General features: G+C 47.8%; 9 protein-coding genes. 3 read left to right on the top strand and 6 right to left on the bottom strand.

The annotated features are described in order from the left end of the window. Window positions 1-72 precede the first annotated feature (72 nt). Together B9Y93_RS13135 and B9Y93_RS13130 are read right to left on the bottom strand one after the other, a co-directional pair. Window positions 73-1,638, bottom strand: coding sequence for a response regulator transcription factor (locus B9Y93_RS13135; protein WP_085494866.1), 1,566 nt, complete (start codon window positions 1,636-1,638; stop codon window positions 73-75). A gap of 27 nt (window positions 1,639-1,665) precedes the next feature. Next, window positions 1,666-3,522, bottom strand: coding sequence for a sensor histidine kinase (locus B9Y93_RS13130; protein ID WP_085494865.1), 1,857 nt, complete (start codon window positions 3,520-3,522; stop codon window positions 1,666-1,668). A 698-nt stretch (window positions 3,523-4,220) separates the two neighbouring features. On the opposite strand from B9Y93_RS13130, the gene B9Y93_RS13125 reads away from it, so the two are divergent. Further along, window positions 4,221-5,102 carry an NlpC/P60 family protein gene (locus B9Y93_RS13125; RefSeq protein WP_085494864.1) on the top strand — a complete coding sequence of 294 codons (882 nt, stop codon included), beginning with the start codon at window positions 4,221-4,223 and terminating at the stop codon, window positions 5,100-5,102. Window positions 5,103-5,280: 178 nt separating this feature from the next. Here the strand turns inward: B9Y93_RS13125 and B9Y93_RS13120 are convergent, their stop codons facing one another. The 4 genes from B9Y93_RS13120 to B9Y93_RS13105 all read right to left on the bottom strand — a co-directional run bounded on the left by B9Y93_RS13120 (window position 5,281) and on the right by B9Y93_RS13105 (window position 11,573). Further along, complete coding sequence (locus tag B9Y93_RS13120; protein WP_085494863.1) at window positions 5,281-6,726, bottom strand: VanW family protein; 1,446 nt, start codon at window positions 6,724-6,726, stop codon at window positions 5,281-5,283. Between the two features lie 269 nt (window positions 6,727-6,995). Further along, window positions 6,996-8,390: a sulfatase family protein gene (locus B9Y93_RS13115; protein ID WP_244903397.1), complete on the bottom strand. Its 1,395-nt coding sequence runs from the start codon at window positions 8,388-8,390 to the stop codon at window positions 6,996-6,998. Between the two features lie 205 nt (window positions 8,391-8,595). Further along, window positions 8,596-10,083 carry a sulfatase family protein gene (locus tag B9Y93_RS13110; protein WP_085494861.1) on the bottom strand — a complete coding sequence of 496 codons (1,488 nt, stop codon included), beginning with the start codon at window positions 10,081-10,083 and terminating at the stop codon, window positions 8,596-8,598. A gap of 17 nt (window positions 10,084-10,100) precedes the next feature. Then, window positions 10,101-11,573 carry an ABC transporter substrate-binding protein gene (locus B9Y93_RS13105; RefSeq protein WP_085494860.1) on the bottom strand — a complete coding sequence of 491 codons (1,473 nt, stop codon included), beginning with the start codon at window positions 11,571-11,573 and terminating at the stop codon, window positions 10,101-10,103. Window positions 11,574-12,146: 573 nt separating this feature from the next. Here B9Y93_RS13105 and B9Y93_RS13100 point away from each other — a divergent pair. After that, on the top strand, window positions 12,147-13,010 hold the full coding sequence (locus B9Y93_RS13100; RefSeq protein ID WP_085494859.1) for a sugar phosphate isomerase/epimerase family protein: 864 nt from the start codon (window positions 12,147-12,149) through the stop codon (window positions 13,008-13,010). Continuing rightward, the gene (locus tag B9Y93_RS13095; RefSeq protein ID WP_085494858.1) at window positions 13,010-14,128 is read left to right on the top strand and encodes a Gfo/Idh/MocA family protein; all 1,119 of its coding nucleotides are present in this window, start codon (window positions 13,010-13,012) and stop codon (window positions 14,126-14,128) included. Before B9Y93_RS13100 ends, B9Y93_RS13095 begins: the two co-directional genes overlap by 1 nt. Window positions 14,129-14,237 lie beyond the last annotated feature (109 nt).

The following is a 14,237-nucleotide window of genomic DNA, read 5'->3' as shown; positions in this document are numbered from 1 at the left end:
TAAAGAAAGGGTTTACATGGAGACTGTCTTTCTTAATGTCCCCCATGTAAACCACTTTATCCTTTTACAATATTAACCTTCTGATAGCTGCTTCTGGTGCAGCTCCCGATATTCCTTCGGCGAGATGCCAACATATTTCTTGAACTGTTTATAAAAATAGCTTTTGTCCCAATAGCCGATCTGCTCAGAAATTTCATTCATTCGATAGGGCGTTTCCACCAGCAGCTGCTTCGCTGCGCGAATTCTCGTCTTGTTGAGGTAATCAGAGAAGGTGCTCTGTACTTCCTTCTGGAACAGCTGCCCCAAGTATACGGGGCTCATATGAAACACCTGTGCCAGCGTCTTCAAAGACATCTCCTCGCGATAGTTCTGCTCGATGTGGGTCAGCACCTGCTTTACTACAGGCGAACGCTGCTCTGGTTCATCGTAATGATCAATGATATCAGCAGCAATTCGCAGCACATGCTCTTTTAGCATTTCTATAGAATGAACACGGTAGACTGCATCAAACCAATTCTGATCCTCAACTTGCTTAATCTCCTCGTCCTTCATGAACTCGCTCCAGTGGATCAACAGCTCTACGATAAAGTTGCGCACATCCTGCGGCTCTGCACCCTCAGTTTCCCTTAATCGCTCCAGATCCTCGCTTAAGCGCTCTGAGATTCCATCCTTGCTTCTATCCACCAGCAGCTTCAAATAAGGCTCTACCTCTGGCCTAACCGAGGCGGGTCTTGAAGAATGGTATTGATTGATTTCCTCATAATCAATCCATGGCTCATCCATTGATACCAGATGGTAGGGTTGAACCTGCTTCGCATGCATGTAGCTCTTCGAGGCATTGAGATATCCCGGCTCTGTACTGCCGATTGTGATTTGCAATTGCTCGCCGAGCTTGCTTTCTTCCTCCAGCTTCCACTGGCTTAGACGGCTTACAACCTGCTCCTTCTCCTCTGCTGCGCTTAAGCCGAACACGAGCGCAACCTCACCATCCCATTCTCTCACGCAATAAGCCTCTTCGAATGCATCAAGCCATGACCAATTAAGCTCATCCAATACATTCATCTGATCATCCTGCGCAAGCTTGCCGTGTCTCTCAAGTCGGATCAGAGCCGTAAGGTAATAAGGATGTACAAAGTCAATGCCTAGGAGATCTGCACGCTGAAGCAGCTCCTCCGTATGGATCTGATCACGTACCCAACGATACAAGATATTATCTCTTAGGATATCCCGATTATGAAGCTCTGCTTGCTGTCGGGCTTTGGTCTGATCGAGCTTTTGCACCGTCGTCTCCAGCGTCGTCTTGAATTCCTCTAGATTGATCGGCTTCAGCAGATAATTCTCCACACCCAGCTTAATGCCTTCTCGCACATAGCTGAACTCATTGTATCCGCTCAATATAATGTAGCGCATATGCGGGTGAGCATCCTTCAGCTTCTCAATCAATTGCAGGCCCGTCATCTTCGGCATCATAATATCGGATACGACGATATCACAAGGATGATCCTTCAAGTAATTCCATGCCTCTTCACCATTATTGGCATGGCCAACAATCTGAAGCCCATAATCATTCCATTCCAATATGGCTTCCAAACCTTCTATAATAAACGGCTCATCGTCCACTAGAAATACATTATACATATATGTCCTCCAAAGCCTCTGGTCTCCTTATATTAAGGGGAATGTCAACGTTACAGTTGTTCCGACATCAACCGTACTATTAATAGTCAGCTGTGCTTCTTCTCCATACAGAATCTTCAATCGATTGAGCACATTCTTGAGGCCAAGCGAGCCCTCATCTTTTAGATCGGATTCAAGCAGCTCTTGTTGAAGTGCCGCCAATCGCTGCGGCTCTATTCCTTGGCCGTTATCGGTGACAGTGATGACAAGGGCATCCTTCGTCTTTGCGGCTTCTATGGCAATATGATTGTCTGCTCGATCAAGCCCTAAGCCGTGAATCAAATAGTTCTCGATGATGGGCTGAATGGACAGCTTCATGATCGGATAGCCCAAGAGCCCCTCCTCGACTTGAATCGTATACTGAAGCTTGTCTCGGTATCTTAATCGGGTCAGCTCCAAATATCGCTTGCAGTTCTCTATCTCCTCATTCAAGCTGATCATGGCCTTATCCTTGATCATATGGCGGAATAGCAAGGCCAAGTTGTATATCATCTCGCCGACGTCATGCGCCCCCTTCGCGACTGCTCTCATGCGAATGACTTCCAGCGTGTTGTACAGGAAATGCGGCTTAATCTGCGCCTGCAAGGCGACTAGCTCAGCTTGTTTTTGCTTCAGTTCAGACTTGTATACTCGATTAATGTACAAATTCAGATCCTCGCACATGCGATTGAATTGCTTTGCAATAAGGCCCAGCTCATCTTCGCTGTCCTCCTTGACCATAATCGGATTGTCCAAATTCCCTTCCTGGACCTGCTTCATGGCATGTACGATGCTTTGCGTGCGCTTGGACAAGCGCGACATGGCGAGTATCGTCAGGAGCAGCACGCCAACGGTGCAGACGAGGGATACGATGCCGATCGTATTGCGAAGCGTGGTCAAATGTGCGGTCGCTCCCTTCTGTGGGAGCATCGCAATGACCGTAAGGCCCAGCTTGTTGATCTTGGACACGGTGACATACGTCCATCCATCTTGCTCAAGCTTTATTCGCTCTGGCTGATTCTGATGCAGATGAAGAATATCCTTTGCCTGCTTATTAAAGCTGTCCAGCTTCCAGTTGGAAGTATGATAGACGAACTTGCCTTCATCATTTAGAACCGCATATCTCGCACCGCGTGAATTATCTTCAACCAGACTCCCGAGTCCTGCTGTGCTAAAGTCAACACTAATGGTCCCCACAGTGGTTAAAGTCGTCGAATTGTAGATTCGGTTCGTAACCGTCACGAGCTGATTGCCATAGCTGTAGCGCTGCTCAGGATCGCCAAGTCCAATTGCGTGCTGATCAGTGCCATTCGCTTCACTGGGCAGCTTCACTACGCCATCGCGATAACGATCACGCAGAAAAGCTTCTGATGCGTGTCCATTTTCCCAATCGTACAGTTTGTTGTTCCGACCGTTGTCCGTATACATGTAGGCAAAGGTCAACGGATTGCTGAACAAAATGATATTTTTGATATCCGAATCTCGATAAAATGCGTTTGTATAAAAGGAATCAAAATCCCGCTGATACGTGCTCATGCTGCCGCTGAACTGGTCAAGACGGTAGCGGATATAAGACTCGTATCCGTTTTCTAAAAAGTACACCGCATCCCCAATGAGCGTATTGTCTTGATACAGCTGCTGCAGCAGAACCTGTGCATTCTCTACCTTTTGATTCAAGAAGCGATTCATCTGATCCACATGTCTCTGCTGGTCCAAGACAGAATTGTTAATCTCGTCCCTTGCTACGGATTGGTAGGCAAACACCGCGAGCGTCACGAGTGAAGCGATGGTGATGACCGTATAAATTAAAATGAGCTTATTAAAGACTTTACGTTTAAAATGCTTCTGATAAATCCGACTGAACATGCCTTTGTCCCCTTTTAGTGAAAAGCTGACACGATTGTGTAAACTCATTGTACCTGTAATTCTGCCCTAACGTACAGCTTGTTCAACACGTTGACACGACTCTTTGTTACCATCTCCAAATCATTCCCATTCTATCGAGGCCGAATATCACCGCACACCAAATAACACCATCGTGATACAGGATCCTCCAAAAACCCTATCCCACCTGGTGCTGCAAGAAACCTCACGGCTTAAAGATCCGCGACGACATGATATTTGATTCAGGCAAACATGGTATTGGCTAAAGTCCTAGTTCTCTGCGTCTACTTTTTATTGAAAATAAACGATTCATCTGCTAATCATGAGGTAAACAGCAAACAGCATGTCATGTTCACGTTTTTTAGCATGGAATTAATATCCTAATTTTGAACTACTGCAATATAAAGCAAACGCTTGTCAGCACTGGATTTGCTCTTCGATAGAACCTTTAAACAATTGTAAACGATAGGAAATAGGAGCCTTATCCTCTTCTATTTCATTCCCTTTACCCTTTGACAAAGTTACAATTTTGTAAGAAAATTAGTTTATGACAAAGTTGTAATAATTGATTCATACAGCCTATTGGCTGGCTTTAAGCATTATGATAGCATTGCTATTGTCGTAAAAGATGACGGATTTGTCATCTTCACAATCCGCGAGACAGCAAAGGAGGAACTCATTTGAAAGCGGCATTACGCGTTACACTTTTAGCAGGCGCATTATTTGGAAGCATGTTATGGATGGATAGTACATACGGATCGACCGTGTACGCCTCATCTCAAGATAAATCTGTTACCATGACCATTAACGAACAACAAGTAACCTTTGATCATACACTCCCTATCCTTGAAAGCGGCAATACGATGTATATGCCGATTCGCGAGTTTTCCGAAGTGATGAACTATGATCTGCAGTGGAAAAAAACCACAGCAGGCGACATTCAAATTACGATGTCTAATGAAGAAACGAGCCTTACGCTTACAACAGGCTCGAAGCAGGCAGCAGTCAATGGACAAGCCGTTGCAATGAATGATAAGCCGTGGAACTACAACGGCAGCACCTATATTCCCTTCCGATTCCTGATTGACCAGTACGGTTTGGAATACACTTGGGATTCTGCTCTACTGAATACACTGCCTGCCATAACACGCATGGATGGCAAAGCTCAGGTATCGGTGAGCAGTTCAAGCAGCTTCTCCTCTAAGGTCTTGAATTCAGCTTACAGTTATCTAGGTGTTCCATATGTCTGGGGCGGCATGTCTCCTAAGGGCTTTGATTGCTCTGGATTCGTCGGCTACGTATTTCAAAAAAATGGGGTCGGCTTGCCGCGCACCGCTCATGACATGTACAAATCGCTTACTACTTCCGTTAAAGCTCCGGAAAAAGGAGACCTCGTCTTCTTCTCCGCAAGCGGCAGCCGCATTACGCACGTCGGCATTTATACAGGGAACAACAAATACATTCACGCTTCATCTGGGAAAGCCTATAGCGTCATCGAATCCAGTCTCAGCTCTGACTGGTCCAAGAAAACGTACGTTGGCGCAAAGCGCGTGAATGGATAATACCTTCATATGATGTTCTGTTCGAAATAACTTGATTCACCATTATTACCCTCCACCAGCTTGTTTGAAACAACACAAAGGACTGTCGCAAATGCAGGATACCCCCTGAACTTGAGACAGTCCTTTTGTGTGCAGCGTTTACTTTTCGCATTCACAAAAAGCGGCGAATCGCCGCTCATTAATAGCTATAGGTCGAACTTAGATGCCTCGTCATGGACACCGAGATGCGCTCTCGCTGAACGATCATCCCGTCAATACGCTTAATACGGTAGATTTCCTTCGGTAATGAAGAAGCAGACACTTCCTGCTCGGCAGCAGCTTCTGGCTTTGCAAGCGACAAGCGCTTAAGGTGCAACGCATCGGCGTCTTCTGGTGCCTTCTGCTCATGGATCGTCTCAATCTCATAGGTCACGCCCGGCTCCTTCTTGCCATAAAGATCTACAATAAGCTGTCCATCCCGCAGCTCGCTTCGCCACACTACGTCACCCTTTGTATTGTTGCGAATGATGATCTGCGGTCGCAGAGAGGACGCATTGGCATCCGATACATTGGAAGCGATCTGCGATACTGATGCGGAGCTTGGCGACTGTTCCGTCACAGCCAGCCCACCCATTAGAGCGGCCTGATACAATACAGCTGCTGCTTGGTAGACGCCTTCTGAATCCTGAAGCTGCAGCTTCTCTTCTACATGCAAAGCAAGCGCACGCTCCTCCATATCTTCTCCTGGCACTAGCACCTTGCCATTGAGGGCAGAAGCACTGGCTTCAACGGCTTTAAGTTCCTTCTTCTCCAAATGGCTGACATCATAGATGCTTCGCGCAAGCAGCGAATCGGGCTTACGATCCTCCAGCATCTTCACGGTTGTGCTTGGAGGCATCGTGATCAGCGGCAATCGAAGCATGAGCAATCGATCATGCTGATCGCCCTTCTTCAGTTCAGAAGCAACCTTTTTCGCCAGCATCTGCTTAAGACTATGCTCGTCAAGCTCAATGCCCGTCTGCTCTTCCATATACACAGGGGCGAGCGGCTTCTGATAATCGGCTCTAGCATCCTGGGGCTTGCGATCAATTAGCGCACCATAGGCTTGCTCCATTGTCTTCACAAGCTTATCCTCGTTCAGCACAGCCTCTGCCTCTTGATGCACCCCTTTAAGCTCTCGCTTCAGAGCAAGCCTCGTCCAGAATCCGCCTTCTTCCCATTCCTTGATCGGTTGGAACACTTCCTCCTGATTGATCTCAAAGCCTAATTCCTGCAAGGTAAACGTTCGGCTCAACAATTTATTCAGCGCAGCATCAGAGCGGTCTGGCTCAAACATAACTGCGATCTCATTCCAATGGCCTAGCTGCTCTTCAAGACGCTGCTTCACTTCTGCCGGAGTTAGGCCTCCTGCTTGAATTCCTATTACCTGATAGCCCTCAGGCAAACGATCATCCCGCAAAGACCAGGCTGCGTAGCCTTGGAACCCTGCGCCTAATATGCCCACTAGGGCAACTGCAGTAATAATCCCTTTACGATGCTTCATGCATTTCTCTTTTATCACAGCCAGCATGCGGTGGATCTTCGAGGAATGCGGTGCTTCGTCTTCAGCGGAGGATACTGGATTGTTCCCATCCTTATGGCTCATCACGATTCATTCCTCCTCTTCATATCAACACGATTATAACAGACGTCATCCTAATAGGAAGTTACATGTTGTTCATAAGTTCAAATCTACATCATTAACTTCATTATATGACTATTCCTACTCTAGCATTATCAACAGATCTAAACATTGTGTGAGAAGCAGATATTGACAACGAGCTTCCTAGCGAATGGCAACCCATTACACCGACTGCAAGCATGGAGAAAAAGCGCCCCCTTAACAAGTCGAGAGGACGCGAAACCATGCCTGTATTATGAAGACAACAGCCCTGCATACCAGCGCCTTACATCTGCGCTCAGTTCAGCTGCAAGCTCAGGGTAATCAGCGGCAAGGTTGAATCGTTCGCCTGGATCTTCTTTCAGATTAGACAGATGAACTTCATCCGGCTGATCCTTGAAGAAATCCAGCTTGCCGTTCAATACGAGCTTCCAGTCCCCTGAGCGGACCGCTAGCTGTTTATTATATTCCCAGTATAATCGTTCATGCGGAGAAGCCTCGCCATGCTCAAGCATGGATTTCAAGCTCCGACCTGCAAACGCATTCTCATCCGCCTCCACGCCAGCATAGTCAAGCACCGTCGGCACCATATCCGCCATCATCGCCACCTCATGGCTGATTCGTCCTGGATGACTGGTCTTGATCCAGCTAGCCGGAGCCTCCTGCTTGTCGGTATCGCACCAGGCTTCTCCTTCACGCAGCGACGATGGAACATAGAGAATAGCCGGCTCACGAATGCCGCCATCAAACAGGCTGGCCTTGTGTCCACGGAACAGGCCTGCGCTTCCGCCATAGTATTCATCTTGGCGTCCATCAAGCCAGTTTCTAGACTCTGAGGATGGGCCATTATCGCTTGAGAAGAAGATAAGCGTATTGTCCCATTGGTCTGCTCGTTTTAACGCCGCTACAATTTCTCCCACACCATCGTCTACTGCAGAGATCATCGCCGCCATGACTTGTCGATCCCAAGGGAGATGCGAATAGCGGTCCATGTCTTCCTTAGGCGCATGCATAGGATAGTGAGGAGCATTATAGGCAGCATACAAGAAGAACGGCTCCTTAGCCGCGCGCTGCTCCTGAATGTATTCCACAGAACGCTCCGTAATGATGTCTGTCAAATATTGACCATTGTCCCAAATCTCATTCTCATTCTCCCACAGATCATGCGTATTCTGTACCCCAGGCATGCCATGGTAGAAAATATGAGAATAATAATCCACGCATCCACTTAAAAAGCCGCAGAACTGATCGAAGCCGCGTTCGTTCGGTCTAGACTCAGGGGCTGCACCCAAATGCCATTTCCCGAAGATCGCCGTACGATACGACTGCTGCTTCAAGATCTCAGAGATCAACGGAACATGTTGGCTTATTCCTGGCGTATGCCGTTCTCCGCCAACAATCTGGTCGATGCCCGTCTCTTTTGGATACTGCCCGGTTAGAAGCGAGGCTCGAGATGGCGAGCATACAGGTGAGTTCGAATACCACTGGGAAAAGCGCACCCCCTGCTCTGCCAAAGCATCCAGGTGAGGGGTGCGAATCACATCAGAGCCAAAGCAGCCAAGATCGCCATAGCCTAGATCATCGCAATAAATGAATACAATATTCGGACGCTTCTTACCCGGAGCTGTACTTGCCGCATCTGTCATCATTATTCACTCCATCCATTATGGAGGGAGATGGTCTGCGAAGAATGATATAGAGTTATCGTTAACACCATTCCTGAAGTATCTCCCTCGATGCTGTGTGGCCATTATGAAATGCGAGATTCATCTTCAACTATACATTCAACATTCTGACAATCGATCCTCCGACACTAAGCCAGCTTCTCTTTCGACTATTCGTGAGTCTTGCCGCCTACAAGCGCATATGGCGATATTCCACTATCAGATGATCCTCATGCTCCTCCATCCATGCTTCAAGACGCTTGCGCATATGAAGAAGCACATCTCCATATTGTTCATCGCATACTAGATTTTTCAGTTCATGAGGGTCTGATTTAAGATGATACAATTCGTCTGTATCCCCGCTGTTGAACACATATTTATAATCGCCCATGCGAATCATGCGTTGAGTGTAGAGCAAGCTGCCGAGGCCTGTAAATTCCGTAACGACTGCATCCGGCCAGTCTTCAGGCGTAAAGCCCTCCACGATAGGAACCATTGATCGGCCGTCAACGCCAGGATGCAGCTCCTTGATGCCAGCATAATCCAGCATAGTGGCGTATAGATCACAAGTGCCGACCATCTCCTGCGCCTTGCGTCCGCCTTCACCGCCTCCTTGCTGTGGTTTCACGATAAGCGGAATGCGGCACGTCTCATCATACATAAAGAAGCCCTTGTCACAAAGTCCTCCGTGCACACCAAGTGATTCTCCATGATCGGCACAGAACATAATGACGGTATCTTCATAGATGCCCTTCTCTTTCAAATAGTCCACTAGACGTCCAACCTGACGGTCAATATGGGTCATAACGGCATAATAATGCTTCACGTAGGGTTCAAAGCTCTCCCAATCTTTGGCTTTGCTTCGCTTCACATTATGAATATTCGGCTTATCCGTCTGATCCTCATCAAAGCTTGGCCATGGCGGAATCGTCATATCCCGGTAGAGGTCAAGCGTATCCGATGGAGCGATATAAGGCTCATGCGGCCCCCAGAAGTGTACCGCCATCATAAACGGCTCTTCACGGTTCAAGAACTGATCCATATAATGAATCGCACGATCGGTTAAATAATGCTCGATCGTCGTCTCCACGGATGAAGTGACCTCTGCAGCAAAGTGGCCATAGTAATGTCCGCTGATCTTATTCTCGATCGTGAGCTCTAAGTTATTTTCCTTCAAATACTCGCGGAACTGCGGATAGTTCCAGCCTCCCGCGCCATGTCCTGGGAAATCATCTCCCTCATAACCCACGTCTGTCGGCATAGAACGAGCCTGAATCGCCTGCTCAGGGAATTCAATATACTTTAAGTTGCGGTCGAATTTGGTACGATCGACTTCGCCTTGGCCTAAATGCCATTTTCCAGTATGCCCAACCGAATAACCTGCTTGCTTCAACTGGCGGCTGAGCAAATAATCCGTCTGAGGCAATTCATTAACCAGGCATCCTGGTGAATAGGAGTTGTTCTGCATGCCATGCTTAAATGGATACATCCCCGTCTGCATAGACGCTCGAGCTGGAGTACAAACTGGAAAACTAGCGTAGGCATTGTCAAAGACAATGCCCTCGTTAGCTAGTTGATCCAGGTTCGGCGTTTGGCATAACGTGTCTGCATCGTAGCAGGAAAGAGTTCCTCTTTGCTGCTGATCTGTCACGATAAAGACAATGTTAGGCTTTTTCATTCATAACCGACCTTTCGTTATTCTTTTGATTTTTTCCACTCATCAATTTGACGCTGAGCTTCTTCCATGATCTTCTCAATACCTGCTGCTTTGTATTTCTCAATCGCTTTAGGCAGGTATTCCTTCGGATCGACCGTACCGGTTGTGAGTGCCTTCTCGAACTCATCCTTTACGTTCAAGACAGTTGCAATCTCGGTCCGGACCTTGCTTGTATCCATCGTGAATCCAAGCAATGGCGCGTTCTTCGCAGAGTTATTGAATGCTTCGAACTGATCCCACTTATCCTTAGGGTCTTCTGGAAGAAGATCAAGAATAAAGAAGTTGCCAAGCGTAAATTGCGGCATATCATAGGATTCCTTGCGTGCTGGCAGCGGCTCGATCGTATTGTCATCAACCCGCTTGTAATGCTTGTCTTCGATACCGAAGTTGATCAGGTTGCGAAGATACTTGTCCGTATTCAGCAAGTTGATGAATTCCATCGCCTTCTCCGGATACTTCGACTGAGCAGAGATCGCCATCATGGATCCAGTAACCGACCAGTTGTATACATACGGCTCTTCTGCCGGCTGCACCACGACCTTGTCCGGAATGCCTTGCGACCAGCTCGTTTCAGCAAATGGCTGATAGTGAGCCGTATCGACAAACCAGCGTCCCGTCTTCAGCGCTTCGCTTTGGTTCGCATCCGTATATGTGGCTACATCAGAAGGCAGGTAGCCTGCTTTGTAGTACTTGTGCATCGTTTCATATTGTTCCATGATCTTCGGATTCTCAAGCGTAAGCTCAAGCTTCAGATCCTTGGAATCAAGCGGCACTCCAATTGGAATACCTCCTTCGATGACATAGTCGAACATTTGAGGCAGACCCATCGCTGCCGAGATTGGCTTAATATTCTCCTTCTCAGCAACCGTCTTCAGCATAGGCTCCAAGTCCTCAAGCGTATGAACCTTGGAAATATCGAAGTTGTACTTTTTCACGAGTGTATCATTAAATCGGAACACACGCTGTGCGGGAAGTTCCTTATTGACTGGAATCGCATACAATTCGCCGTTGATCTTCGCACCTTCAAGGAAGGATGGATGAATGACATTCTTGAGATCCTGTCCATGCTCATCTAGAAGATCATTAAGCTTGTAGAATGCTCCCTTTTGCGCATTGGTAACATAGTTGAATCCCCAGGAAGACGTAAATGCAATATCGTAAGGCTCGCCAGAAGCAGAAATAACCTGCATCTTCTGGTCATAGTCCCCCCAATCGAGCATCTTCATATTAATGGTAGCATTAATTTTTTCCTTCGTATATTCGTTGACTTTCTGCAGTACTTCATTCAAATCACGCTGAGGCGTCCCGATTGTGTACCAAATCAACTCAACCGGCTTCTCATCCTTGCTTGTAGCAGAGCCTGAATCCTTGCCGCCACAAGCAGCTAACATCATAGAAGAGACTAACATCATGACCAAGGTAAGCAGTAACGTGCGTTTTCCTTTCTTCATCTTCTGATACCCCCTATGAAATTGAATGGTGTAGCTTTACAACGATACCCCGATCCCTTCTTGAAAAAGGAATCTATAGGACCAAACAAATGTAAACTTTATCTAATCATTTATATACATATACACGAATAAAGATGTCTTCTTAACTTACCAATGTATACGCTTACATCTGTTTGTTTTTTTATTATATGTGGATTTCTCAATAAAATCAATGCATTTATTTAACGATTATCCATTTTTTATTTACATAAGCCATATCTATTGTTTACATTTAATGCTGCAATTCCTCAAGTATATTGACTTTTCTTTTGTGTTTTTGTCAAATTTGGGAAGCTGCTTTATGCACTTTTAAGGGGATCAATGACGAAGGGGCTTGTCTGGTCATTGCTTCAATGGCGGCTCGACACAGATTTGACGAAATTGTCCGATAAGCGGTGCTAGAGGAAGAGAAATCCAAAATTACCCATGTAAACGATATCATATAAACGTTTTAAACATTTTAACTTTGAGCAATGAATCTGTTACGCTTCAATAGAGTACATCTATATATCTCAACATGGGGGGATTTCCTATATGAAGGTTTCCGTTAGTGGGTTTTCCTTTAATAATTCTCGCGTCGCTGGCCATATGGATATTTTCTCTTACATTGACACCGTTCACAGCCAATATGGCCTTACAACCATAGATCTGTGGAATGCCTTCTTCTCGGATACCTCTCGTCCCATCTGGAGAATCGCAGATGAGAAGATCGTGATGCAAATGAAAGAAGCGCTTGACGATCGTGGCATGACGGTCGCGAACCTCGCAGTCGATACCGCTCATTTGTGGAATCCAGATCCTGAAGTGAGAGAGGCTCTGCACCAGAATGCACTCTCGTATCTTCATGCAGCCGAGATGCTTGGCGCCAAGTCTGTGCGCATCGATGCTGTTATGCACGGCGATGAGGACATCTCTGATGAAGCATTCGACTATGTCGTATCGCGATATACCGAGTACGCAGCGAGAGCTCAAGCAGGCGGATATTGGGTCGGCCCTGAGAATCACACTGGCTTTGCCCTCGTTCCTGAGACGCTGCAGCTCATCTCCCAGAGCGTCAATCACCCGAACTATGGCGTTCTGCTCCACCTGGGCAGATGGCATCATGCTGTTCAGCCCACCTACACACGCTCCAAACTGCCAGCAGAAGAAATTCTAGCCGCGCTCCGCAAGAGCGATCATCTGCTTCTCCCGTGGACGAAGCATATCCATGTCGATTGGAAGACGCTTCAACAGGAGACGGCGCTGGCACACCTTCACTCCATTGCAGGCAAAGGCTATGACCATTATTGGGCTGTGGAATACAATGCTCCAGAGCAGCAGGTTCAAGCCGTCGGTGCGGCACTTGAGCAGCTGCAGTCGTTCATGAGCACAGAACCGCTCCTGCAGGAGGATTCCTAATGACTCCCGTTCGCATCGCTATCATTGGAGCAGGTCAGATTGGCAAGCATCATCTGACCCAGTATCAACAGATTGAAGGCATCGAGGTCGCCGCCATCTGTGATATCCGCGCAGATGAGGGTCTCCGTGTCGCTTCGCAATTCGGCATCAAGGATACCTATACGGACTTCCGCGAACTGCTCCAGCGTGACGATATCGTGGCAGTCGACGTGTGCCTGCATAACAACTATCACGCACCCGTCACGATTGCCGCCTTAAGAGCTGGCAAGCATGTATACTGCGAGAAGCCCATGGCTGGCTCCTATCACGATGCGCTCGCCATGTATGAGGCCGCCGGCGAGACCGGCCGCATGCTGCATATCCAGCTTGGCACGCTCTATACTGGCGAGACTCGCGCCGCGAAGGCGCTGATCGATGACGGCAAGCTCGGCAGAATCTATCATGCGCGCTCTACCGGCTACCGCAGACGCGGGCGGCCTTATGTCGACGGCTACGGCACAGCCAGCTTTACCCGCAAGGCAGTCGCCTCAGGCGGCGCATTATACGATATGGGCGTCTATCATATCTCGCAGCTCCTGTATTTGATGGGCATGCCTGCCCCGCTTCGAATCAGCGGCGAGACGTATCAGGAGCTTGCTATGCTGCCTGATCGGCGCGAGCTCAGCCAATTCGATGTAGAGGAGCTTGGCGTAGGACTCGTCAAGCTGTCTGGCGGCATTACGCTGGATATCATAGAGGCTTGGGCCGTCCATATGGATGCCTTTGAAGGTTCAAGCCTTCTGGGCTCAGAAGGAGGCATACGCCTTCCTCAGGCCAAGCATGGCGCCGCGCTCTCCTATCACTTTACGTCCTGCGACATGGATATGGATGCTGATATAGATCTGCACGCGGTCAACAGCCGCTATAAGATGTTGAACGAAGAGGCTTGGGCATATGAATCCTCCGAGAAGCATTGGGCGGCTGTGCTTCAAGGGATCGTTCCACTTATGCCTACGGCAAAGCTCGCTCTAGATACGATGCTGATCAGCGAGGGCATCTATCAATCCAGCCGACTCGGCCGCGAGGTAACGGCAGAAGAGATTGCTGCCATGTCGCGCTCCTCTGCAGCGCCCATTTAACAATGAATTGCAATCCACTTCTTCTGCTAAAGGTTGAATGATGGAAAGCTGTTTTTCTTAAGCTGATCACGTAAGAGGTACTGGGGCAGGCGATTACCCGCTTGTCCTT

Source organism: Paenibacillus aquistagni, from assembly GCF_900177815.1.
GTDB lineage: Bacteria > Bacillota > Bacilli > Paenibacillales > Paenibacillaceae > Paenibacillus_B > Paenibacillus_B aquistagni.
Note: the sequence above shows the minus strand (reverse complement) of the source record. Positions and strands in the feature narration are given on the sequence as shown.

Coding starts and splice junctions, on each gene's coding strand:
- B9Y93_RS13110 (WP_085494861.1), bottom strand. CDS start 10,083: ATGAAAAAGCCTAACATTGTCTTTATCGTGACAGATCAGCAGCAAAGA.
- B9Y93_RS13115 (WP_244903397.1), bottom strand. CDS start 8,390: ATGATGACAGATGCGGCAAGTACAGCTCCGGGTAAGAAGCGTCCGAAT.
- B9Y93_RS13095 (WP_085494858.1), top strand. CDS start 13,010: ATGACTCCCGTTCGCATCGCTATCATTGGAGCAGGTCAGATTGGCAAG.
- B9Y93_RS13105 (WP_085494860.1), bottom strand. CDS start 11,573: ATGAAGAAAGGAAAACGCACGTTACTGCTTACCTTGGTCATGATGTTA.
- B9Y93_RS13120 (WP_085494863.1), bottom strand. CDS start 6,726: ATGAGCCATAAGGATGGGAACAATCCAGTATCCTCCGCTGAAGACGAA.
- B9Y93_RS13135 (WP_085494866.1), bottom strand. CDS start 1,638: ATGTATAATGTATTTCTAGTGGACGATGAGCCGTTTATTATAGAAGGT.
- B9Y93_RS13100 (WP_085494859.1), top strand. CDS start 12,147: ATGAAGGTTTCCGTTAGTGGGTTTTCCTTTAATAATTCTCGCGTCGCT.
- B9Y93_RS13130 (WP_085494865.1), bottom strand. CDS start 3,522: ATGTTCAGTCGGATTTATCAGAAGCATTTTAAACGTAAAGTCTTTAAT.